The organism is Streptomyces sp. WM6372 (assembly GCF_001279655.1).
Lineage (GTDB): Bacteria > Actinomycetota > Actinomycetes > Streptomycetales > Streptomycetaceae > Streptomyces.
The window spans coordinates 18,404-40,900 of sequence record NZ_LGDB01000202.1; the positions used below are offsets into that span (position 1 = coordinate 18,404).

Annotated in this window: 23 protein-coding genes; 15 read left to right on the forward strand and 8 right to left on the reverse strand. The window is 73.6% G+C overall.

Features of this window, described 5'->3' with window-relative positions; all coding sequences use genetic code 11:
• Positions 1-57: 57 nt before the first annotated feature.
• Positions 58-558: a hypothetical protein gene (locus tag ADK52_RS25765; RefSeq protein ID WP_053692215.1), complete on the reverse strand. Its 501-nt coding sequence runs from the start codon at positions 556-558 to the stop codon at positions 58-60.
• A 446-nt stretch (positions 559-1,004) separates the two neighbouring features.
• Here ADK52_RS25765 and ADK52_RS25770 point away from each other — a divergent pair, with 446 nt between their 5' ends.
• The 3 genes from ADK52_RS25770 (at position 1,005) to ADK52_RS25780 (ending at position 3,232) form a co-directional block, all read left to right on the forward strand.
• A complete protein-coding gene (locus ADK52_RS25770) occupies positions 1,005-2,117 on the forward strand; it encodes an alpha/beta hydrolase (protein WP_053692216.1) in 1,113 nt (370 codons plus the stop codon).
• Positions 2,118-2,191: 74 nt separating this feature from the next.
• Entirely contained in the window at positions 2,192-2,440 is a 249-nt protein-coding gene (locus ADK52_RS25775) for a hypothetical protein (RefSeq protein ID WP_053692217.1), read from the forward strand.
• A gap of 99 nt (positions 2,441-2,539) precedes the next feature.
• Positions 2,540-3,232 (forward strand): RraA family protein, encoded by a 693-nt coding sequence (locus ADK52_RS25780; protein ID WP_053692218.1) that lies wholly within the window; start codon positions 2,540-2,542, stop codon positions 3,230-3,232.
• 69 nt (positions 3,233-3,301) lie between these two features.
• Here ADK52_RS25780 and ADK52_RS25785 read toward each other — a convergent pair whose 3' ends face one another.
• Positions 3,302-4,909 (reverse strand): alpha/beta hydrolase, encoded by a 1,608-nt coding sequence (locus ADK52_RS25785; protein ID WP_078988593.1) that lies wholly within the window; start codon positions 4,907-4,909, stop codon positions 3,302-3,304.
• A gap of 263 nt (positions 4,910-5,172) precedes the next feature.
• Between ADK52_RS25785 and ADK52_RS25790 the strand changes: the two genes are divergently transcribed.
• Entirely contained in the window at positions 5,173-7,014 is a 1,842-nt protein-coding gene (locus ADK52_RS25790; RefSeq protein ID WP_053692219.1) for a hypothetical protein, read from the forward strand.
• Positions 7,015-7,155: 141 nt separating this feature from the next.
• Entirely contained in the window at positions 7,156-8,814 is a 1,659-nt protein-coding gene (locus ADK52_RS25795; protein ID WP_053692220.1) for an AMP-binding protein, read from the forward strand.
• Positions 8,815-8,839: 25 nt separating this feature from the next.
• Here the strand turns inward: ADK52_RS25795 and ADK52_RS25800 are convergent, their stop codons facing one another.
• The gene (locus ADK52_RS25800) at positions 8,840-9,166 is read right to left on the reverse strand and encodes a putative quinol monooxygenase (RefSeq protein WP_053692250.1); all 327 of its coding nucleotides are present in this window, start codon (positions 9,164-9,166) and stop codon (positions 8,840-8,842) included.
• An 88-nt stretch (positions 9,167-9,254) separates the two neighbouring features.
• Positions 9,255-9,998 (reverse strand): IclR family transcriptional regulator, encoded by a 744-nt coding sequence (locus ADK52_RS25805; protein WP_053692221.1) that lies wholly within the window; start codon positions 9,996-9,998, stop codon positions 9,255-9,257.
• A 228-nt stretch (positions 9,999-10,226) separates the two neighbouring features.
• Here ADK52_RS25805 and ADK52_RS25810 point away from each other — a divergent pair, with 228 nt between their 5' ends.
• A complete protein-coding gene (locus tag ADK52_RS25810) occupies positions 10,227-10,919 on the forward strand; it encodes a hemerythrin domain-containing protein (RefSeq protein WP_053692222.1) in 693 nt (230 codons plus the stop codon).
• Positions 10,920-10,928: 9 nt separating this feature from the next.
• Here ADK52_RS25810 and cynR read toward each other — a convergent pair whose 3' ends face one another.
• Positions 10,929-11,816 carry a transcriptional regulator CynR gene (cynR, locus tag ADK52_RS25815; RefSeq protein ID WP_053692251.1) on the reverse strand — a complete coding sequence of 296 codons (888 nt, stop codon included), beginning with the start codon at positions 11,814-11,816 and terminating at the stop codon, positions 10,929-10,931.
• Between the two features lie 124 nt (positions 11,817-11,940).
• Between cynR and ADK52_RS25820 the strand changes: the two genes are divergently transcribed.
• Together ADK52_RS25820 and cynS are read left to right on the forward strand one after the other, a co-directional pair.
• Positions 11,941-12,579: a carbonic anhydrase gene (locus ADK52_RS25820; protein WP_053692252.1), complete on the forward strand. Its 639-nt coding sequence runs from the start codon at positions 11,941-11,943 to the stop codon at positions 12,577-12,579.
• A 52-nt stretch (positions 12,580-12,631) separates the two neighbouring features.
• A complete protein-coding gene (cynS, locus tag ADK52_RS25825) occupies positions 12,632-13,102 on the forward strand; it encodes a cyanase (protein ID WP_053692223.1) in 471 nt (156 codons plus the stop codon).
• Between the two features lie 72 nt (positions 13,103-13,174).
• On the opposite strand, the gene ADK52_RS25830 is transcribed toward cynS, so the two are convergent.
• Positions 13,175-13,795, reverse strand: coding sequence for a TetR/AcrR family transcriptional regulator (locus ADK52_RS25830; RefSeq protein WP_053692224.1), 621 nt, complete (start codon positions 13,793-13,795; stop codon positions 13,175-13,177).
• A 120-nt stretch (positions 13,796-13,915) separates the two neighbouring features.
• Between ADK52_RS25830 and ADK52_RS25835 the strand changes: the two genes are divergently transcribed.
• Positions 13,916-15,361, forward strand: a complete 1,446-nt coding sequence (locus ADK52_RS25835; protein ID WP_053692225.1) for an amidase — start codon at positions 13,916-13,918, stop codon at positions 15,359-15,361.
• On the opposite strand, the gene ADK52_RS25840 is transcribed toward ADK52_RS25835, so the two are convergent.
• Positions 15,358-16,311: an ArsR/SmtB family transcription factor gene (locus ADK52_RS25840; RefSeq protein WP_182508721.1), complete on the reverse strand. Its 954-nt coding sequence runs from the start codon at positions 16,309-16,311 to the stop codon at positions 15,358-15,360. The two genes, ADK52_RS25835 and ADK52_RS25840, sit on opposite strands and share 4 nt — an antisense overlap.
• 111 nt (positions 16,312-16,422) lie before the next feature.
• Between ADK52_RS25840 and ADK52_RS25845 the strand changes: the two genes are divergently transcribed.
• Positions 16,423-17,400: an aldo/keto reductase gene (locus ADK52_RS25845; RefSeq protein WP_078988594.1), complete on the forward strand. Its 978-nt coding sequence runs from the start codon at positions 16,423-16,425 to the stop codon at positions 17,398-17,400.
• A gap of 42 nt (positions 17,401-17,442) precedes the next feature.
• Here the strand turns inward: ADK52_RS25845 and ADK52_RS25850 are convergent, their stop codons facing one another.
• On the reverse strand, positions 17,443-18,084 hold the full coding sequence (locus ADK52_RS25850) for a hypothetical protein (RefSeq protein ID WP_053692226.1): 642 nt from the start codon (positions 18,082-18,084) through the stop codon (positions 17,443-17,445).
• Positions 18,085-18,216: 132 nt separating this feature from the next.
• Here ADK52_RS25850 and ADK52_RS25855 point away from each other — a divergent pair, with 132 nt between their 5' ends.
• The 5 genes from ADK52_RS25855 to ADK52_RS25875 all read left to right on the forward strand — a co-directional run bounded on the left by ADK52_RS25855 (position 18,217) and on the right by ADK52_RS25875 (position 22,493).
• A complete protein-coding gene (locus tag ADK52_RS25855; protein ID WP_053692227.1) occupies positions 18,217-18,894 on the forward strand; it encodes a response regulator transcription factor in 678 nt (225 codons plus the stop codon).
• Positions 18,895-19,015: 121 nt separating this feature from the next.
• Positions 19,016-20,392 carry a sensor histidine kinase gene (locus ADK52_RS25860; RefSeq protein ID WP_053692255.1) on the forward strand — a complete coding sequence of 459 codons (1,377 nt, stop codon included), beginning with the start codon at positions 19,016-19,018 and terminating at the stop codon, positions 20,390-20,392.
• Positions 20,393-20,537: 145 nt separating this feature from the next.
• Positions 20,538-20,765 carry a hypothetical protein gene (locus tag ADK52_RS25865; RefSeq protein ID WP_053692228.1) on the forward strand — a complete coding sequence of 76 codons (228 nt, stop codon included), beginning with the start codon at positions 20,538-20,540 and terminating at the stop codon, positions 20,763-20,765.
• Positions 20,762-21,688, forward strand: coding sequence for a sigma-70 family RNA polymerase sigma factor (locus ADK52_RS25870; RefSeq protein ID WP_053692229.1), 927 nt, complete (start codon positions 20,762-20,764; stop codon positions 21,686-21,688). The genes ADK52_RS25865 and ADK52_RS25870 overlap by 4 nt, the downstream gene beginning before the upstream one ends.
• A complete protein-coding gene (locus ADK52_RS25875) occupies positions 21,672-22,493 on the forward strand; it encodes a hypothetical protein (RefSeq protein ID WP_053692230.1) in 822 nt (273 codons plus the stop codon). The genes ADK52_RS25870 and ADK52_RS25875 overlap by 17 nt, the downstream gene beginning before the upstream one ends.
• Positions 22,494-22,497: the final 4 nt, after the last annotated feature.

Sequence of the window (22,497 nt, forward strand, 5' to 3'; positions counted from 1 at the left end):
GCGCTGCCGCAGCCCCGGGCGGGGCTGCGGCAGAACTGGGGCGCGTGCGGATGCGGGTCAGTGGAACAGCATCGAGGCGTCGCCGGCCGCCGTCGTGACCGAGCCGGGGCACAGGAAACTGCCCGAGGTCTTGGTCGCGGTGAAGGCCTGGTTGACGTACTTGCGGGTGGCGCCGTCCCGGTTCCACGTGATGTTCGTGGCCTTGTAGCGGCAGGAGATGAAGCTCTGCTTGCCCGTGATGTCGATGGCGTCCGTCTTGGCGAGGCCGGCGGCGTCGTCGAAGGTGAACGCGGGGTTGTTGTTGAGGGAGGCGGTGATGCCGCCGTTGCAGCCGAGGTTGCCGCCGGGTGCGTTGATGGTGGTGCGGTCGACGGTCAGCGCGCTCGGGGCGTCGGCGCTGGTGCGCGCGTTGGTCCACGTACAGGTGTTGCCGGCGACGACGATGACGCCGTCGAGCCGCTGATCCGCGCTGGGGCCCAGGGCCGTCGCCGACGTCGCTCCGCCGACGATCACCGCTGCTGCCAGTACGGTCGCGCCCGGCCATGTCGAGATCTTCATGCTGTCGCTCCTCTTCGCCACGTCCTCGTGGGGTGTGAAGCGGGGCCTTGGGGGGCCTCGCCGGCGTGCGCCCGGCCCGACGGTGGCGGTTCCGTACCGGCCGGGGGAGAGAGCTTTCGAGACACGCCAGGGAACGTCCCACAGGGACCTTGAAATGTCAGGCCCATGTCAAGCGATTGGCTGGAGTTCGCCCTGGATCCGGGAGCCGGCGCCGGCGGGTTCCGGCCGGGCCGGAACGGGCGAGGGCGCACGGCGTGACCAACGAGCGCCGGCGCAGGCCGGGATGGCGCAAAAGGTACGCGAGCACGTGGGCGGTTTCCTCTTCTCCTGCGAAGCGGGGAACGGATCGATTCCCGTTGCTGTCTAGTCCTGTGCGCCGGTACGAGCGGCGCCGCCGGACCGCAGGTCCGTGCCGACCCGGCCAGCGCAGAGAGTTCCCCTGATCCGTGAGTCTCACCAGCAGCACGCTCCTGACCCTCGTCGCACTCGCCACGGTGCTGGCCTTCGCCGCGGCGGTGTGGCTCTGGCCACGCCTCGCCCGCCGGGGCGGTCTGCCGGCGCTCGGCCGGGTCGGCGTCGTCCTCACGCTCCAAGTGCTGCTGCTCGCCTCCGTCGGCCTCACCGCCAACCGGACCTTCCTGCTCTACGGTTCCTGGGCGGACCTCGCCGGGGCGGAGCGGCCGACGCCCTCGCTGGGCCAGGACGCGCCCGGAGGCTCGGCGGTTCGCGTCCTCGGCCGGAAGCCGACGGACGTGCCCGGCGGCGCGACGCCCCGCATCGGCGGTCAGATCGAGAAGGTCACGGTGCGGGGCGAGGGGTCCAAGGCCGTCGTCCAGGCGTACGTGTACCTGCCGCCCGAGTACTTCCAGAAGGGGAACGAGAACAGGAAGTTCCCCGCCACCGTGGTGCTCACCGGTTTCCCGGGGATGGCCGAGAACCTGCTCAAGGGGCTGGACTACCCGAGGACGGCGTGGAGGCTCGCCAAGCAGAAGAAGATGCCGCCGATGATCATGGTGATGATGCAGCCCTCGGTGATACCGACCCGCAACAGCCAGTGCGTCGACGTGCCGGGCGGCCCGCTCAGCGAGACCTTCTTCGGTACGGACCTGCCCAAGGCGGTCTCCGGCGCCTACCGCGTCGGCACCTCGCCCTCGAACTGGGCCATCATGGGGGACTCCACCGGGGGATACTGCGCACTGAAGACCGCGTTGCAGCACCCGGAGCACTACGCGGCCGGAGTGGGCCTGTCGACGGACTACAAGCCGGAGCTGGACCGGGACTCCGGTGATCTCTTCCACGGGAACAGCGCCGAAGAGAAACGATCCGACCTGCTGTGGAGCCTGGACAACCTGCCGCAGGGCAAGTCCTCCTTCCTGGTCGCCACCTCGGAGCAGGGCGAGCCGAACCGCAAGGACACGCAGAAGTTCATCGCGAAGGTGAAGGCCCCGGCACGCGTCTCGTCGATCACGCTCGACAGCGGCGGCCACGGCTTCAACACGTGGCGACGGGAGATCCCGCCCGCACTGGAATGGCTCGGCGGCCGCATCGCCGCCGAGTGAGCCGCCCTCACCCGACCGGAGCAGCCCGCGCCCCCGCGGATGCGGCGCCGGGCGTCCGGGCGGAGGCTGGGGCCATGCAGCACGCGCCGATCCTCGTCCACCCGATCGCCCCGGCCGGCGGCCGCCGCGTCTCCCTGCGCGCCGAGGGCCGGGACACCGTCCTCGGCCTGGCCTTCAACGACGCCGACGTGATCGAGTTCCTGCGCCGGGTCGGCGTACCTGACCCCGACGACGTGGTCCTCGGCGACTCGGAGCTCGTCGCATGGCAGGGCGACGAGCCGCACACCTACGAGGCCGAGCCCTCGGACACCGACATCCCCTGACTTCGTCCCCCGAACCCCCGCGCCCGGGCGACCGGGAAGGCACCATGGGGAGCGGTGGCTGACCCAAGCCGTCCGTTCGGGAGAAGAAGGGGAGACGGCATGCTGAAGGCCTTCACCGACCTGTCCACGCCGCTCGTGGCCGATGCCTGCGTCCGCGGCGGCGTGCCGGTGCGCGTGGCACCGCCCGGCATCCGCACGGTGCTGCCCGGCCACAGGGTCGCGGGGCGCGCGCTGCCGGTGCGCCACTACGGCAGCGTCGACATGTTCATGGAGGCGTACGGATCCGCCGAACCCGGCGACGTCCTGGTCATCGACAACGGCGGCCGGACGGACGAGGCCTGCGTCGGCGACCTCGCCGCGCTGGAGGCCGAGAGCGCCGGCGTGTCGGGCCTCGTGGTGTGGGGGCTGCACCGCGACACGCCCGAGCTGGCGGAGATCGGCCTCCCCGTCTTCAGCTACGGAAGCCACCCGCCCGGGCCGGTACGGCTGGACGAACGCGAGCCCGAGGCGCTGGTCACCGCCCGGTTCGGGCCGCATCTCGTCGGCGGCTGGGACTTCGTCTTCGGCGACGCCGACGGGGTGGTGTTCGTCCCCGCCGACCGCGTCGAGGAGGTCCTGGACACCGCGCTCGCGATCCGGGAGACCGAGCGCGAACAGGCCCGCCGGATCCGCGCCGGCGAGAGCCTGCGCAGCCAGACGGCCTTCGCCGACTACCTGGTCCTGCGCGAGGCCGACCCCTCGTACACCTTCCGCCGCCACCTCCGCCGGATGGGCGGCGCCATCGAGGAGTGACGGCGCCCCCGTACGGACGGCGGGCGAGGACCGGTCACCCGGCGGCGGGTCCTCCCTCCCGCGGCCGGATCACCGCCGCGCGGCCGGGCACGCGGTGTCCTGCGCCGGCAGGGCGCCGTCCAGCAGATGGCCCTCGACGTAGGCGTCGACGCAGGCGTTCCCGTTCTGGAACTGGACGTGGTCGCCGCCCTCGACGGTGATCAGCCGCGATCCGGCCAGCCCCCGGTGGGCGCGCACGGCGGCCTCGTAGTACGTCGCCGGGTCGTTCTTCGAGTTGAGCATCAGTACCGGCGGCAGCCCCTCCCCGGTGACCTTGATGCGCGGCGCCTTGGAGCGCGGCCAGTTCGCGCAGACCGCCGCGTACGTCAACTCCCGCGCCCCGGCCAGCGGATGGGTGCGCGTGGCCTCGGCGCTCTCCTCCACCCAGTACCGGCTGTCGCGGTTCCACGGGGTGTCCCCACAGGTGACCGCGAAGAAGTCGGCGACGAACTCCGCGCCCATCAGGTGCTTGAGTTTTCCGGCGACCGCCTTCCGCGTCTGCGCCGGAGCCTCCTCCGGATGCTCCAGGAAGGCCATGAGCGAGGCGAGATCCGCGAACTGGCGGTCGTTGTACAGGGCGTTCGTGGCCGCCGCGTCGAGGTGGTTGGGCGTGATGACCGTCCCCTCCACGTCCAGCGGCCGGTCGTGCAGGGCGGCCCGTACCCGCTCGTACGAGGCCTCGGCCTCCTCGGGGGTGCGCCCCTGGTGGTACGTGGCGTCGTTGGCCGCCAGCCACGGCAGGAAGTCCTGTTCGAAGCGGCGCTGGAAGCTCATCGGCTGCCCGGTCAGGAAGGACTGCCAGTCCCCGGTGAAGTCGACGTTGCTGTCGAGGACGACCCGCTCCACGCGGCGGGGGAATTCGGTCGCGTAGTACGCGCCGAGGAAGCTGGCATACGAGGGACCGTAGTACGAGATCTGCTCCGCGCCGAGCAACTCCCGGTACAGGTCCATGTCGTGGACGGCCTGGTCGGTGGTGATGTACGGCAGCAGCCCGCCCGAGTTGCGCTCGCAGGCCCGGACGAACGCCCGCGCGCGGTCGAAGGTCCGCCGGACGGCGGCCGCCGAGCGGTCCCGCAGATCGGCGCCGCCGAACATGGCGTCGACCTCCTCCTGGTCCGAGCAGACGACCTTCGTACTCGCCCCCACGCCCCGCTGGTCGAAGCTGACGATGTCGTAGGCGGCCGCCAGCTTCGGGCTGTACGAGGCGAGCCGGGCCGGGCGGGGGAGCCCGGAGGCCCCGGGGCCGCCGGCCGCCATCATGAGCACGCCCCGGCGCTTGGCGGGATCGGCCGCGCGGTGCCGGGAGAGCGCGATCGTCAGGTCCGGTCCGGAGTCCGGGTGGTACCAGTCCCGCGGCACGGACATCGAGGCGCACTCCAGCGATCCGCCCGCACCGCCCGCACCGCCCGCACCGTCCGCACAGGGCTGCCAGTCGAGCTGCTGCTGCCGGTACCGGCCGGGCACCGGCGGTGTCGCGCCGACCGCTGCCGCGCGGCCCGCGGGGCCCGTGAGGCTCACAGGGCCGGTGAGGGCCGTGAGACCCGCGGCGCTCGCCGGGCCGGCGGGCAGGGCCGCCGCGGCGAGCAGGGCGCAGGCGGCGGCCGTGAGCCAACGCCCGGGCTTCTTGAACACGTGCATGTCTGAACTCCCCCTGGAATCCGTTTGGTCTCCGTGATCGTCCCGCGCCGGCCCCCGCGCGCTCGATACCGCTGCCATCCGCATCCGGGGTGGTACCAGTGCCACCGCGCGGCGGTGCGGCGGGCTTTGCCTCGGGGCGGGAAGTCTGTGGCAGAACCGATACTTCACGCCTCTGTGACGTGTGTCGCACGCAGCGCTACATTGCCCACGCCCCGCAGCTGCGGGGAGGTGCGGGCCGTGCGGCCGGGGGAGGGGCATCGACGATGGGCTCTGGAGTCTTCGCGAAGCTGGGGAGCGCGATCACTGTCAAAACGGCCGCCGTGGCCGCCGCGGGCGCCCTGGTGGTGTCGGGCGCGGTGGGGGCCGGGGTATGGGCGCTGGGCGGCGGCCCGCACCTGGCCGTCGTGCAGCGCAGCGCCTCCGTATCGGTCGCGCCGGGAGGGGAGCAGTCCGCGGTCGCCGCCTGCCTGCCCCACGAGAGGGCGCTCGGCGGCGGGTACTCCGTCACCGGTACGGGCTTCGCCACGAGCAGCCTCTTCGCGGGGGACGCCTGGCTGGTGGCCGCGTACAACCCGGACGCCGCGCCCGCCACCCTCACCTCGTACGCGCTGTGCGTCAACGCGAAACCGGAGTTCCTGGGCGGCGTCACGTGGTCGGAGCAGGCGCACGCCTTCCACGACCGGGGCAACAAGATCACCAGTGCCAGCGGTGGCGGGACGATCCACGACCTCACGACCGACGGGCCGTTCGTGGACGCGGTCAAGCACGCCTCCGCCTCGCCCTCCTGCCCCGGCGACTTCACCTCGCTGGGCACCGAGTTCCGGTCGGGCCGCAGCGTGGCGGGCCGCGCGGTCGCGCCGGTCCCGCTCGACAGCCTGACCACGAAGTCGGCGTTCTCCGGCGCGGCCAAGGCCGTGCCCTCTGTCACGCTCAACCCGGGCAGCCGGCTGAGCAGCGGCGTGTTCCCGGTCCGCGCGTCCGATTTCATCACGCGCCAGACCCGGATCGAGGACCCGCAGCCACCGGAGGCGAACTACGCGGTCACCGTCCGCCCGATCTGCGTTCGGCTGGGGAGCGTGTCCGTGGCCACCGTCAAGGTGGCGGTGGCCGCGGGCGGCAGCACGGACGCGGCCGTGTCCTGTCCCAAGGGGAAGCTGGTGGTCGGCGGCGGCTTCCAGTTCCCCGCGGCCAACGAGCAGGGCACCTCGGAGGCCCCGACGCGCTTCTTCGGCGACGGCTGGCTGTACGCCCCGGCCGACGCGCCGGCGGCCGGTGAGCCCTCGGGCCACAAGGTGACGGCCTGGCACGTCACCGGCAGGAACCAGCAGAAGGCCGGTCTCGACTACTACGACTCGGTCTGGGTCGAGCACAGCGACCGGGAGACGCTCACCGGCAACGGCTACTTCGACACGCACCGCCGCGGCCCGGACGACCAGGAGCTGCACGTCTCGCCGGTGCCGGACAGCCAGGAGCTGGTCGCCAGCGCGGTCTGCGCCACGATCGACGCCAAGGCCACCGAGCCCGCGAAGGCGCCTTCCCCGCCCACCGTCACCAAGCCGGATCTGCCGCACGCCCTCGATCCGGCTCCGGCCCCGACGGACGGCACGGGCGCCACGCCGCCCTCGTCCTCGCCCTCCGCCCCGGCGCCCGGCGCTTCGCCCACGACGGGCCCGTCCGCCTCGCCGGGTACGTCTGCGACCCCCGGCGGTCCCAACCGTCCCGGGACCCCGACCGGGAGCGGCCCGACCCGGCCGGGCACCCCCTCGCAGAGCGGTTCGCCGACCCGGCAGCAGCCGCAGGCCCCGGCGGTCTCCATCCAGCAGCCGTCCGGCGGCGGTCAGTTGCGGCGCGGCTGCGAGGAGCCGTTCGCCGGAACGGCCCGGACCCGCCCGGGTGACCGGCCCCTCACCGACCCGCAGTACACGAGCTGGCGGATCAACGGGCCGAACGGGCCGGTGACGCTGGGCGCGGGCGCGGCCGGCCGCTTCCTCGTCCCCCTGCTGCCGGACGGGACGTACAAGCTGGTGTTCACCGCCACCGATCCGGCGTCGGGACTCAGCGGCAGCGCGGAGACCTCCGTCAGGATCGTCGGCTGCCTGCGCTGAGGACCGAACACGGAAGACTGATCGGTGCACACCCTCGGGGGTAACGGCGTCCGGAGGGTGGCCGGGGCCGGGGACGAAGAGGATCATGAGGGGGCGCCGGCCCGCCGGGCCCCGCCCCGCCACCGAGTCCAGGAGGTACGTGTGTCTGCCGCGTCGAGCACCGCGCCGTCGAACACAGCGTCGTCGAGTTACGCGTCCGGGGTCTTCGAAGTACCGCTGCTGGGCGACACGATCGGCGAGAACCTGGACCGCACCGTCCGCCGGTTCCCCGACCGCGACGCCCTCGTCGACCTCGCCGCCGGGCTTCGGTGGACCTACGCGGAGCTCGCCGCCGACGTCGACGCCCTCGCACTGGGCCTGCTGGACCTGGGCATCGTCAAGGGCGACCGGGTCGGTATCTGGGCCCCCAACCGCGCCGAGTGGACGCTGGTGCAGTACGCCACCGCCAAGATCGGGGCGATCCTCGTCACCGTCAACCCGGCGTACCGCTCGCACGAGGTGGAGTACGTCCTGCGCCAGGCCGGGATCCGGCTGCTCGTCGCGGCGGAGCGCTTCAAGTCCTCCGACTACGCCGGGATGATCGAGGAGGTGGGGCCGCGCTGCCCGGATCTGGAGTTCACCGTCCTGCTGGAGGGCCCGCGGTGGACCTCCCTCCTGGAGCGGGGCCGCCGCGGCGACCCGGCGGACCTGGTCCGCGCGGCGGCGGAGCTGAGCCCGGACGACCCCGTCAACATCCAGTACACCTCGGGGACCACGGGCTTCCCCAAGGGCGCGACCCTCTCGCACCACAACATCCTCAACAACGGCTTCTTCGTCGGCGAGTTGTGCCACTACACCGAGCTGGACCGGGTCTGCATCCCGGTGCCCTTCTACCACTGCTTCGGCATGGTGATGGGCAACCTCGCCTGCACCAGTCACGGCGCGGCGATGGTCATCCCGGCGCCGGCGTTCGACCCGGCGGCCACCCTCGCCGCGGTCGAGGCCGAGTCGTGCACCTCCCTGTACGGGGTCCCCACGATGTTCATCGCCGAGCTCGCCGCGCCCGGCTTCGACGCGTACGACCTGTCCAGCCTGCGTACGGGCATCATGGCGGGCTCGCCCTGCCCGGTCGAGGTGATGAAGGAGGTCATCGACCGGATGGGCATGCGCGAGGTGTCCATCTGCTACGGGATGACGGAGACCTCGCCGGTGTCCACCCAGACCCGCGCCGACGACTCGGTCGAGCGCCGGGTGTCCACGGTGGGCCGCGTCGGACCGCACCTGGAGGTCAAGGTGGTCGATCCGCAGTCGGGGCGGACCGTGCCGCGCGGGGAGCCGGGGGAGCTGTGCACCCGCGGCTACTCGGTGATGCTCGGCTACTGGGGCGAGCCGGAGCGCACCGCCGAGGCCGTCGACGCGGCGCGCTGGATGCACACCGGGGACCTGGCGGTGATGGACGGGGACGGCTACCTGAGCATCACCGGCCGCATCAAGGACATGGTGATCCGGGGCGGGGAGAACGTGTACCCGCGTGAGATCGAGGAGTTCCTCCACGGCCATCCGGAGGTCCTGGACGTGCAGGTCATCGGTGTCCCCGACGCCAAGTACGGCGAGGAGCTGATGGCGTGGGTGCGGATGCGCGAGGGGGCGCGGCCGCTGACCGCGGCGGCCGTCCGCGCGTACTGCGACGGACGGCTGGCCCACTTCAAGATCCCGCGGTACGTGCACGTCGTGGAGGAGTTCCCGATGACCGTGACCGGCAAGGTCCGCAAGGTCGAGATGCGCGAGACGGCGGCCCGCCTGCTGGGGCTCTCCTCGTAGCGGCGGTGCCGCCGCCCCGGGCGGTTCAGCTACGGGGGGACAGCTCGGCCATGGCGCTCCAGCCCTGGCCGGGCACCTCGACGTGGATGATCTCCGGCGTGCTGGCGATGGCGCCGGCGAGGGTCTCCATGCCGGCCTTGAAGTGGTCGGACGCCACGTGCGCGGCGCCCGCCTCGGCGTCGGTGAAGGCTTCCAGGAGCGTGTACTTGGTGGGGTCGTCGACGCTGCGCGACCAGTCGTAGAAGAGGTTGCCCGGCTCGTTGCGGGTGGCCTTGGTGAAGTCGTCGACGAGCGTGAGCCAGTTGTCGCTGTGCTCCGGACGGACGTCGAACCTGACGGCGATGAAGATCATGCCGACCAGCCTGGCACCCCGCCGGGCCCCGCGCATCCCCATCGCGCCGTATTTCCGGCAGCGTCGGAAAACCGCGCGCCGGGCGGGCTCAGGCGCACTCCGCCGCCGCTTGACCGAGCGCCGTGCGGATCTCCCGCGGGCGCCGCCGGAAGTCCTCGGTCGGCAGCGACACCGACAGGGCGTGGACCGCGTCGCCGTCGTGGTCCCGGCCGCGCGGCAGGGCGACGGCCAGGCAGGTGTACGCGGGATCGGCCTCGCCGACCGACACGGCGAAGCCCTGCCCGCGGACCCGGGACAGTTCCGCCTCCAGCAGCCCGGCGCTGGTGATGGTGGCCCCGGTCAGGCGGGCCATCCCGTGCTCGGCCAGATACCGCCGCCGCAGTGGCCGGGGCAGTTCGGCGAGCAGCGCCTTGCCGTGCGCGGTGGCGTGCGCCCGGGTCTCCCGCCCGGGGGCGAACGGATTCGCCGCGTCCGTGACCGGGGCGGTGGTGTCGACGACCGTGATCAGGCCGCCCCGGTAGGCGGTGTAGTACGCCTCCGCGCCGGTGGTCCGGCGCAGCCGGGTCAGCAGATCGGCCATGCGCGGCGCGGGCTCCAGATGGCGCAGCAGGCTCCGGTGCAGCCCGGGGATCCGGGGTCCCAGCACGTACCCCTGCGCGGTGCGGACGAGGTACCCGCGTGCGGTGAGCGGGGCCAGGAGGTGGTACGCGGTGGACAGCGAACACTCCATCCGGCGCGCCAGGGCCTTGGCGCCGACCGGTCCGGGCGCGTCGGCGACGGCGTCGAGGATCGCGAGCGCGCGGTCGACGGACTGGGGACCGGTGGGCGGCATGGCGGGGGTGCTCCCGGTGTGGTGACTGGACGGTGTGGTGACTGGACGGGTTGGTGACTGGACGGGGCGGTTACCGGAGGGGTGGTTTCCGGAGGAGGTGATGACCGGACGGGATCGTGACCGGACGGGGGTGGTGACCGGACGCACCCCGAGCCTATGACGCGGTGGACGGGTGGCGTTCATCGGACGTTGACCCGATGCTGAGCCGGGGCGCGCACAGTCGTCCGTATGGACAGCGAACACGTCGCCCCCGCGAGGCCCTACGGCCCGGCGGCTGCCGACCTCACCGGCGTCCGGGTCACCCACCGCGCGATCCTTGCCGACATCGAGCGCCTCGCCGGGCTGCTCGCCGCTCTCGCCGCGGCCGCCGAACCGGCTGCGCCCGAGCGCGCGGAGGCCATCGCCGGGTACGTACTCCGCTACAACGACGTCGTACGCGGCCACCACCGCGAGGACGAGGTCCTGTGGCCGGTCGTCCTGGACGCCGTCCCCGACGCGGCCGAGGCGGTGGCCGGCATCGTCCGCTTCGTCGCCGACCGCGAGGCGCTCGACGCGCTCCAGGCCGACTGCGACGCGGCCGCCGCCCGCTTCGCCGCCGAACCCGGCCGCCACGCGGGGCGGTTGGCCGGGCTCCTCGCCGACCAGCGGGACCTGCTCGCCGCGCACATCGAAGCCGAGGAGGAGCACGTCCTCCCGGTCATCGCCCGCCGGGTGCCCGGCGCCGCCTACGCCGCCGCGCGGGCCCGCATCCGCGGCGCGGACCGGTCCGCGGACCCGGTGTGGTCCCGTGCCTGGCTGCTGAGCCACGCCACCGAGGACGAGGCCGGCCGCCTGCTGCCCGCGGGCGCCGCGGCCCCGGCCGTCCTGGAACCGCAGCTGCGGGCGTACGCCGCCGAGGCGTCGGTGGTGTTCGCCCTCTGACCGGCAGGTTCAGGGGTGCGTCCACTGCCGGGCGAGCGAGGTGAAGGCCCGGGCGGCGGCGCTCTCATACGCGCTCTCGCGGCGCAGCAGGACCACGGTTCGCGCGGGGAGGGCGGGCGCGAGCGGGACGGGGTGCAGCGGGGTGTCGTCGCGGGTGAGGGCGTCGGGGAGCACCGTGGCCAGCCCGGTGCGCCGGACGATCTCGGTGAGGGCGCTGATGGAGTTGGCCTCGACCGCGATCCGCGGTGCCACGCCGTGCCGGCGGAAGTACGCGTCGATGTGGGCCCGCGTGGCGAAGTCCTCGCTGAGCAACGCGAGGGGACAGAAAGGGAGTTCGGACACCGGCAGGGGTTCGGTGCGGCCGGCGTGCGGGTGGTCGGGGCCGACGACGAGGCCGAGGGTCTCGGTGAACAGGTCGGTGGCGCCGATGCCGGGCAGGTACGCGCCCGAGAAGGCGATGCCGAGGTCGACGGAGTCGGCCAGCAGTGCCGACTCCAGCCGGCCCTGCGTCATCTCCTTGACGTTCAGGGTGATTCCGGGGTGGCGGGCGTGGAGTTCCGCGGCGAGCGGGCCCAGGAGGTACGCGGTGAAGGTCGGGGTCATCGCGAGGCGCAGGCTGCCGCGGGACAGGTCCGCGACGTCGAGTACGGCCCGCTCGGCGGTGGCCAGGTCCTGGAGTGCGCGGCGCGCGTACGGGACGAAGGTCGCGCCGGCGTCGGTCAGGCGTACGGCGCGCCCCGTACGGTCCAGCAGCTGGACGCCCACGGTCCGCTCCAACTGCTTGACCTGCTGCGACAGCGTGGGCTGCGAGATGTGCAGCTCCTCGGCGGCGCGGGTGAAGCTGCCGTGTTCGGCCACGGCCAGCAGATAGCGGAGATGGCGCAGTTCCAGAGGCATGGACATGAGTATAGATCGCAGCAATAGCGATCATGCTCAGCATGTCTTGGACACTATAGACACAGGTCATGCATGGTGGATCTCGTCAGCCCGACCAGGGCCGGCACCACCGAAGGGAGTGACCGTGCACGACCTCAGCGAGGGCCTCGCGCACTTTCAACAGGACGTCTTCCCGGCAAAGGCGGAGCTCTTCGCCCACCTGGCGACCACCCACCGGCCGCAGACGCTCTTCATCGGCTGCTCCGACGCCCGCGTCGTCCCGGAGCTGATCACCCAGCGGGAGCCGGGCGAGCTGTTCGTCATCCGGACCGCCGGGAACCTCGTACCGGCCCACGCGGAGGTCGTGGACGGCGGCGACGGCGATGCTGGCGGTGACGGCGTCGCCGCCAGCATCGAGTACGCGGTCGCCGTCCTCGGCGTGAGCGACATCGTGGTCTGCGGACACTCCGCCTGCGGCGCCATGACCGCGCTCGCCGCCGGGCAGGACCTCGCGGAGCTGCCCGCCGTCGCCCGCTGGCTGCGCTACGCGGCCCCCGCCGGGGCACCCGTCGACGCTTCGGCCGACGCGCCGCCGCGCGAGCTCGGGGCCCTGATCCGCACCAACGTCGCCGCGCAGCTCGCGAACCTCGCCACGCACCCCGCGGTGGCCCGCGCCCTGGCAGCCGGGACCGTCACCCTGCACGGCTGGGTGTACGACATCCCCACCGGCACGGTCGAGCGGATCGCCCCGGCCGCCGGCCGGTCCGCCGCCCTCGCGGCCTGAACGCCCTGCCGACCGCCCCGAACCCACCACTCCACCCCGTAAGGAACCTCGCATGATCCACGCCCAGTTCGACCCCTCCGCCCGCCAGGCCCTGGCCGTCGCCGCCGTCGACGCCAAGACCCGCAAGGACCTCTCCTGGCAGCAGATCGCCGACGCGGCCGGCCTGTCCGTCGCCTTCGTCACCGCCGCGGTGCTCGGCCAGCACCCCCTGCCGGCGGCCTCCGCCGAGGCCGTCGCCGAGCTCCTCGGCCTCGACGCCGACGCCGCGCGGCTCCTCCGGACCATCCCGACCCGTGGCTCGATCCCCGGCGGCATCCCGACCGACCCGACGATCTACCGCTTCCACGAGATGCTCCAGGTCTACGGCACCACCCTCAAGGCCCTGGTCCACGAGCAGCTGGGCGACGGCATCATCAGCGCGATCAACTTCAAGCTGGACGTCAAGAAGGTCGCCGACCCGGAGGGCGGAGAGCGCGCCGTCATCACCCTTGACGGCAAGTACCTCCCCACCAAGCCCTTCTAGGGATCCGACCCTTCTGGGGGCCGAGTCCCTCGGGAGGAACGCCGATGAGTCCTGGAGGGCTCCCTTCAGGACTCATCGGCGTTCCTCCCGCACCGCCCCCCGGTCCAGAACTGCCGTGACCGCCGCCACGAGCCTCTCGCCCGCACGGTCGACGCTCCCGTTCTGCGCGCTGACCTGGGCGCCCTCCAGGAGGAAGGTGATCTCCGCGGAGACGTCGTCGGGCGCGTGCGCGCCCGCCCGCTCGCACATGGCCGTGAGGCGGCGCCGCTGATCGGCCTTGTGGGTCTCGATCAGCAGGCGGGCCGGATGGCCGGGATCGCCCAGGCCGGCGATGGAGTTCACGAACGGGCAGCCCCGCCGGACGATGTCCGGCAGCCCGTCGGCGACGAAACGTGCCACACCGAGCACTTGGGCCCGGCCGTCGTCCGCATGCTCGGCCTCCACCCGGTCGAAGGCGGTCGAGTACCCCGCCGCGACGATCCTCAGCCACTCCTCGATGAGCGCGTCCTTGGTGGCGAAGTGACGGTAGAGCGCCATCTTCGTGGTCTTCGCCCGCTCGGCGATGGCCTGGACTCCGACGGCCCTGACGCCCTCGCGCAGGAACAGTTCCTCGGCCGCGTCGAGGATGCGCTCGCGCGGCGGGAGGCGGGGAACCCTCGAGTCCCGCCCCGGCCTCGGGGTGCTGCTCGTCATGGTGTGCCTCGCTTCGGTCGCGCTGGCCGGCGTCTCTCGGGCCATGTTACGTTACCGACCGCCCCCAAACGATACCGATCGGTATCGCACGGGACCGATCGGAAGCAGAGGTGGGACTCCGTGGAGCTGCACGAATACACCCGGTACGACGCGGTGGGACTGGCCGGGCTCGTGGCCCGGGGAGAGGTGACCCGGGCGGAGCTCACCGACGCGGCCCAGGCCGCGATGGCGGCGGTGAATCCGCGGATCAACGCCGTCGTGGAGAGCTGGCCCGCCGAGGACGCCCCGGCCCCGGGCGGCACCCCGCTCGCCGGCGTGCCGTTCCTCATCAAGGACGTGGCCGTGTCCATGAAGGGCAAGCGCGTCGAGTGGGGCAGCCGCCTCGCCGCCGGCAACGTGGCGGGGGAGGACTCCTTCCTGATGCGGAGGTTCCGCCGGGCCGGCCTGGTGACGGTGGGCCGCACGGGCACGCCCGAATTCGCCTTCAGCACGACCACGGAGCCGGTCCTGTACGGAGCCGCCCGCAACCCCTGGGACCTCACCCGGACACCGGGCGGCTCCAGCGGCGGGTCGGCCGCGGCCGTCGCCGCCGGCGTGACTCCCCTCGCGCACGCCACCGATGCCGCGGGATCGATCCGGGTACCGGCCGCCAGCACCGGGCTGTTCGGGCTCAAGCCCACCCGGGGCCGGGTCTCCATGGGGCCGGACGCCGACGAGGTCTTCAACGGTCTCGCCGTGCACGGCGGACTCAGCCGGACCGTGCGGGACAGCGCCGCCCTGCTCGATCTGATCCAGGGCCCGGAAACCGGCGACCCCTACTTCGCGGAGCGCCCCCGTCGCCCGTACCTCGAAGAGATCACCAGGGAACCCGGCCGCCTGCGCGTCGGCCTGGTGACCGCTCCCGGGAGCGGACGTGCCGTGGAACCGGCTGTGACCGGGGCCACCCTGGCCGCCGCCCGGCTGCTGGAATCACTCGGGCACCAGGTCGACGTCACCACCGTGGACCTCGGCGTGAGCTGGGAGGAGTTCGTCCTCGCCAACGCCCGCCTGTGGTGCGCGAACCTGGTGCAGTGGATCGACGGCTTCGCCGGGGCGTTCGGCCGGCCCGTGGACGAGTCCACCGTCGAGCCCGAGATGCTCGCGAGCTACGCGTGGGGACTCACGGTGAGCGGCGCGGAGTTCGTGCACGCCCTCGACGTGCGCAACCGGGTCGCCCGCTCGATCGGGGCCCACTTCGAGGCCCGGGACCTGCTGCTGACACCCACGCTCCCCGAGCTGCCCGTGGCCCTGAACACCTATGGACAGGGGGCGGAGAACGCCGACGGGCCGGGCTGGGTGGAGCACCTGTTCCACCGCTCGCCGTTCACGGCCGCCTTCAACGTCGCCGGCACGCCCGCCATGTCGGTGCCGCTCGGATCCGACCCGGTCACCGGCCTGCCGATCGGTGTCCAGTTCGCCGCCGGCTACGGACGCGAGGACGTGCTCTTCCGGCTCGCCGCGCAACTGGAGAAGGCCGACCCCTGGGCGGAGCGCAAGCCGACCGTGTGGGCGGGCGACACCCCCTAGGGGGTGTCCGCGCCGAGCAGGGTCTCGGCGACGGCGGTGCGGGCGTACAGCACCGAGCGGCCCGCCCGGTGCGCGCTGACCAGGCCCGCGGCGCGCAGCGCGGTCAGGTTCTGGGACACCCCGGCCGCCGACAGCCCCGTACGCCGGGCCAGTTCGGTGGTGGAGGCCGGGGCCTCCAGCTCCGCCAGCAGCAGGGTCCGGGAACGGCCGAGCACCGCGGCGACGGCATCCGCCTTCGCGGTCGGCGGCCGGGACGCCCACAGCGCGCCGACCCCGCGCGCCGGGTAGGCGATCTGCGGCGGATCCGGCGGAGTCATCCGGGTCAGCAGTCCCGGCCCGAGGAAGGCCGAGGGCACCAGCAGCAGCCCCCGGCCCGCCATCTCCCGGGTCAGCGGCCGGGTGCGGCGCACCAGGCTCAGCGCGTTCTCATCCCAACGCACGGCACTGTGCAGCTCGTTGATGACCCGGCCCGCGCCCTGCTCGGCGGCCTGCCGAGCCCGGTGGAAGACATCGGCCTCCAGCACCGCGCGGATCCGCGCCCAGTAGGGGGCGAGCGCCAGCTTCCAGTACGCCTCGACCTCCTGCGCCAGCCGCGGCAGGCGGGCCGGCGGATCCGCGTACAGGGACCGTGCGCGGGGGCCGAGCGAACCCTGGTGGTGGCGCAGGTGGTCGAGATTGCGCCGAACCGTCTCGGCGGGGGCCGCCACCAGCTCGGCCAGCTCCGCCGCCAGGGCGGGGGCCGGTCCGGCGGGCGCGGGGTTGAGGAAGTGGGGCACGTACTTCGAGGACGGGATCAGCTCGGCGAGCCACCGCCGGTCCAGCCCGGCGGCCGCCAGCCGGGGCCGCACCTGCTCCGCCCAGGGCCGGTACACGGGCGACAGGGCCCCGTCGTTCAGCAGCCGCCGGAAGCTGGTCACCACCTCCCAGAGCGGGGAGACGGCGAACCTCATCTGCGCCAGATCACCCGCCGAGAACGCCAACTCCGCCAGCGGGACCACCCCTTGGATTCACACATGCCCGAATCAATGGCCCCGACCCTACCGCGCGCAGATCATTCCGGCATGACCTCCACGACCTCCACTGCCTCCACGACCTCCGCGACCTCCGAGGCCTCCGCAACCTCCACGACCGACACACCCGCTCAGGCCGTCACCGCGGCCGCCTCCGGCACCTGGCGGCTCGGCGACCTCGAAGTGAACCGCCTCGGCTTCGGCGCGATGCGCCTGACCCAGAACGGCCCGGCGTTCGCCCCCGGCGCCGCCCCCACCGACCGCGGCCGGGCGATCGCCGTCCTGCGCCGCGCCGTCGAGCTCGGCGTGAACCACATCGACACCGCCGCCTTCTACTTCTCCCCGCTGCGCTCCGCGAACGAGCTGATCAACGCGGCCCTCGCCCCCTACCCGGACGACCTCGTCATCACCACCAAGGTCGGCCCCGGCCGGGCCCTGTCGGGGGAGTTCCTGCCGCACGCCACCCCCGGGCAGCTGCGCGGCCAGGTCGAGGAGAACCTGCGCCAGCTCGGCCGCGACCACCTGGACGTGGTGAACCTGCGCATCGTCGGGACCGATTCGATCGCCGAGCGCTTCGGCGCCCTGGCCGACCTGCGCGAGGCGGGACTCATCCGCCACCTCGGCCTGTCCAACGTCCAGCCCGAGCACCTCGCCGAAGCCCGGGCCATCGCGCCGGTGGTCTGCGTACAGAACCTGTACGGGCTCGGCGCCCGGCCCGAGGAGGAGGCGTTCCTGCGCACCTGCGGGGAGCAGGGGGTCGCGTACGTGCCGTTCTACTCGATCGCCGGCACGGGACGCGAAGCGGGCGCGAGCGGCGCCGAGCACCCGGAGGTGCTCCGCGTCGCCCGCGCCCACGGGGTGGGCGCCGCCGAGATCCGGCTGGCGTGGACCCTGCACCGCGGACCGCACGTCCTGGCCATCCCCGGTACGGGGAACCCGGACCACCTCAACGCCAACGTGGCCGCGGCCTCCCTGCGGCTGTCCGCCGTGGACCTCGCCGTCCTGGACTCCGTGGGCCGCGACGACTGACGGCCGGGCGGTACGCGGCCCGGCCGTCGATCCCCGGCACGGTCAGCGGGGGCCGACCGGCCCCTTGCCGGCGACGGTGTTGCCGGTGACCGCGCCGTCGGCGCCGGCCAGGGTCACGGCGTGCCGGACCCCGTCCGGACCGAGGACGACGGCCAGCCAGGCGCTGCCGCCGCCCTCCTGGGCCACGGCCCGCAGCGATTCGAGCTTGCCGCCCTCGACGGCGGCCGTGGCCTTCTCCACGGCCTGCGCCGCCGTCAGTGCGGGCAGCGGCACCGGGGCGGCCTTGGCGGAGCCGTCCGCCCGGCCCCCGGGACCGCGGCCCGCCGGCCCGCGGTCGCCCGGGAAGACGCGGTCGCCGTCGACGACCTCGGGCTCGCCGCCCTTGCGCGGCATCGGGCCCTCCCACCCCTTCATCGGCTTCTCCCCGGGCCCGTGCGCACGGACCTTGGCGGCGAAACCGCCCCGCATGTGGTCCTTGTGACCGTGTTCGGCCACGGCCACCGCCGCCAACCCGCCGCCGATCACGACGACCGCCCCGAGGGCCACCCATCGGGTACGCCCCTCACGGGCCAGCCGGACCAGCCGGCCGCGGCGGCCCGCCGCCGCACCGGTCGCGTCGGCCGCGGTCTTGGCCTCGCCCTGGCCTGCGGGCGGCTCGGTGGGCTGGGGACTGGACTGAGTCATCGACATGCTCCTCGTGTTCTCCGAGCCGTCTGCCCGGCTCGCCAGATCCTGCGCGCCGGATGCTGAAGCTCTGCTGAAGCCGGCTGAAGACCTCTTCAGCAAGCGGCCGACGCGACCTGAGAACCTGTCCCCATGCGCGTACTGGTGGTCGAGGACGAACGGCGGCTCGCCGCTGCCCTCCAGCGGGGTCTGCGGGCCGAGGGTTTCACCGTGGACGTGGCCCACGACGGCCCGCAGGGGCTGTGGCTGGCGGGCGAGCACGACTACGACGCCATCGTGCTCGACATCATGCTGCCCGGACTCAACGGCTACCGGGTCTGCGCCCGGCTGCGCGCGAGCGGCTGCGAGTCGGGGATCTTGATGCTCACCGCCAAGGACGGGGAGTACGACGAGGCCGAGGCCCTCGACACCGGCGCGGACGACTTCCTGTCCAAGCCCTTCTCCTACGTGGTCCTCGTCGCCCGGCTGCGCGCCCTCATCCGGCGCACCGGCCGCCGCAGCCCGCAGGTCATGGAGTTCGGCGATCTGGTGATCGACCCGGCCCGGCAGCGGTGTACGCGGGCCGGCACCGAGGCCCGGCTGACCTCGCGCGAGTTCGCGGTCCTCGTCCACCTGGCCCGGCGGGCCGGGGAGGTCGTCCCCAAGCGGGAGATACTGGAGCACGTCTGGGACGCGGCGTACGAGGGCGACCTCAACGTCGTCGAGGTCCACGTCAGCGCCCTGCGCCGGAAGATCGACGCACCCTTCGGCCGGGCCGCCGTGGAGACCGTCCGCGGAGCGGGCTACCGGCTGGCGGCCGACGGTGGCTGAGCGCGGCGCCGGCAGCGCCGCCGCCCGTTTCCCCGGCCGCCTTCCCCGGCGCGCCTCCGGCCGGATCCGCGACCTCGCGCGCGGCCCGCGCCCGAAGTCCGTACGCGGCCTCGCGCGGCGTCTGCGGCCCCGGTCCGTCCGCGCCCGGGCCACGCTCGGCGCCTCCGCGGTGGTCGCCCTGGCCCTCGGCGCGGCGTCCTTCGCCCTGCTCGGGATCCTCGACGGCAACCTGATGAGCGACGCCCAGGCCGCGGCCGAACGCCAGGCCCTCTCCACCGCCGGTCTCGTGGCCGCGGGCGGCCGGTTCGACACCGTGGTGACCCCCGGGCGCGGCGCCGACTTCGTCCAGGTCGTCGACGCCCGGGGCCGGGTCCTGGCGGCGAGCCCCAACCTCGCCGGCCGCCCCGCCCTCTCCCCGGCCCGGCCGGGCAGACCGGGCACGGTCCGCGACACCTGGAAGGAGGGCCCGGCGCGCGGCGACCGCCGCCACCGCGTCGTCCAGGTCACCACCGTCACCGCGGACGGGCTGGTCACCGTGTACGCCGGGACCTCCCTGCGGGAGGCCGACACCGCCGACGACGTCATCACCGGCGTGCTCGCCGTCGTGGTTCCGCTGCTCGTGCTCACCGTGGCCCTGGTCACCTGGCGGGTGACCGGCTGGGCGCTGCGGCCCGTCGAGGCGATCCGCGCGGAGGTCGCCGCGATCAGCGACCGCGACCTGCACCGGCGGGTCCCGGTGCCGCGGAGCCAGGACGAGATCGCGCGGCTCGCCGTCACCATGAACGCCACGCTGGACCGGCTGGAAGCCGCCGGGATCCGCCAGCGCCGGTTCATCGCCGACGCCTCGCACGAGCTCCGCAGCCCGATCACCGTGCTCCGCACCCAGCTGGAGGTCGCCCAGGCCCACCCCGACCCGGCGCTGTGGGGCGAGCTGGTCAGCGGGGCCCTGGAGGACACCGTACGGCTGCAGGACCTCGCCGCCGACCTGCTCCTGCTGGCTCGCCTGGACACCGGGGAGGCGCCGCCGGACGCCGCGGTCGACCTGGCGGACGTGGCCCGGGAGGCGGCCCGCTCGCGCCGGCGGGACCGGATCCCCGTCGACATGGAGATCGCTCCCGAGGCCGTCGTACGCGGCAGCACGCTGTGGCTCTCCCGGCTCGTCACCAACCTGCTGGACAACGCCCAGCGCCACGCCGACCGGCGGGTCCGGCTCGTCCTGCGCGTCGACGGGCCCCGGCGCACCGCCGTACTGGAGGTCCGCGACGACGGTCCGGGCATCGCGCCGGCGCACCGGGAGCGGGTCTTCGAGCGGTTCACCCGCCTCGACGACGCCCGCAGCCGCGACGAGGGAGGCACGGGCCTGGGCCTGGCCATAGCCCGCGACATCGCCACCCGCCTGGGCGGATCCCTCAGGGTCGAGGACGCGCCGGCCGGCGCCCGCCTGGTGGCCAGGATCCCCCTGGAACCTGATGGAAGCGGGGCGGACACCGGGTTCTGATTGTTCCCCGTTCTGCTTTTTTCGCACCTGTCCAACTCTGTTCACTCCATGCTTGCTTCGGCTCCTGAAGGGGGGCGTGGCAACGCCATGAGCCGCATCCCGGACAGACATCAACCAGGCGCAAAAGCAGCCAGAGGACGGCGCGATGAAGAACAACCGGATGATCGTCACCGTGGTGGCGCTCTTAGCGATCTTCGCTTTCAGTGTGGTGATGGTGGTGGCGGGACAGCCCGTCGCGGCCGTCACCGCCCTGATCCCGTCGGTCGCACTGGGAGTGCAGCAGATCGTGCAGGCGGGCACCGGGGTGGCCGAGGGCCGCCGCGAGCGGGCCGCCGCACAGGTCCCCGACCGGGACGAGGAGCCGCGGGGATGAACCTCCACTCGGCACCCCAGGACCTCCCCCCGGGCCGGCGCGGCAAGCCCGGCCGGCCGCTGGGTCCCATCACCGACGGCACCGGACCGGCGCACCGCGCCTGGCTGGAGCCGCTGCGCGAGGCCATCCACGGCAGGGGAGTGACGCTGGACGAGCTCCAGACACGCACCGGCCGGGACAAGGGGCACATCTCCGAACTGCTGCGGGCCGTCGGACGCTACCCCCGCTGGGTGTTCGTCCGTACGGTGCTCCTCGCGCTGGAGCGGCCCGGCCTGCCGTACGACACCATGCGGCTGCGCTGGGTGATCGCGGCCCAGGACATCGGCAAGCGCACCTCGTGGATCAAGGACTGCCTCCACGAGGGCGGCGCCCGCCACCGCACCGCCACCACTTCGGCCCCGCTGGACTTCCGGGCCTTCCAGCAGATGCACCGCCCGCACTACACCAGCTACGCCTCGGCGTTCCTGCGCCGGAGCGGCCTGGTCGAGAAGGCGGTCGACGACGTCTTCACGCTCCTGCTGATGCTGTGGCACGACGCGCTCGCCAGCGAGAACCCCGAGCGGTTCGCGTGGCCGTTGCTGCGCCGGACCGTGCTCGAACGCGCCCCGAAGGAGAACGGCCGCCCCTCCCTCGTCGAGGCCGCCTTCGACACGGTCGCCCTCGGCTTCGCCCCGGACCCGATCGGGCAGGTCGAGGAGTCGATGGCCCTGTTCCGTGCCGTCGGGGAACTCGCGCCGATGCAGCGGGACGTGATCGTCCTGCTGTACCTGTGCGGACTGGAGGAGGCCCGGGCGGCGGACGAACTGGGCGTCTCCCTGGCCTCCGTACGGTCCACCGCACGGCACGCCAAGCGCAATCTGCACGCCGCCCTGTACCCGGACACCACCACCGAGGAGGAGGTCTCCGGTGACCTCGACCATTGACCAACTGCTGGCCCGCGCCCGTCTCCACACCACCTCCCGCGCACCCGCCGACATCGCGGACACCGGCGGCGCGCCCCACCACGGGGCGGTCGCCCGCTCGCTCGGAGCGGCGGCCGGCGAACCGCAGAAGGACATGCGGGGAGCCGCCCGCGACCTCCAGGCCCTGTGCGAGACGGCCGTCACGGGCACGGCCGTCACCGCGCTCGGCGACTTCCTCACCCACAAACTGCCCCAGCCCTCCGGGGCCCGCGTCCTCGGCTGCATCCTGCTGCTCACCGACGCCGAGGACTCCGCCCGCTTCTGGTGGCAGTACGCCGCCGGCGCCGGGGACTCGATCGCCTCGTACTGCCTCTACCTCCACCACCTCGCGCTCGGCGAGAACCACGAGGCGGTCTGGTGGCGCCGCCAGACGGCGCCGACCGCCACGGGGCGGGCGGCGGAGGTACGGGACGCCCCGGGCCCGTCGGATGCCCTGGGCCCGTCGGACGCGCAGGACGCGGCCACGGTGGTCTTCGACGGCGCGGAGCGCGACCTCGCCGCCGATGCGAGCCTGCCCACCACCCTGCGTGTCCTACGGGCGCTGCGGCCCGGCGGAGCCGGGACCGGGCGCGGCACCGGCACCGTCAAGGCCGTCATGGACTACGTGTCGGCCGCCGTCAGCTACGTCGACGACGATCTCGAACTCCCCTTGCCCGACCCGGACTTCACCGACCGCATCCGCGATCTGACGGCCGCACCGAGCCGCCCGCCCAAGCCGGGACCCCGCACCCCGCCCCGCCTCCCGCCCCGCCTGCGGACTACTTGATCAG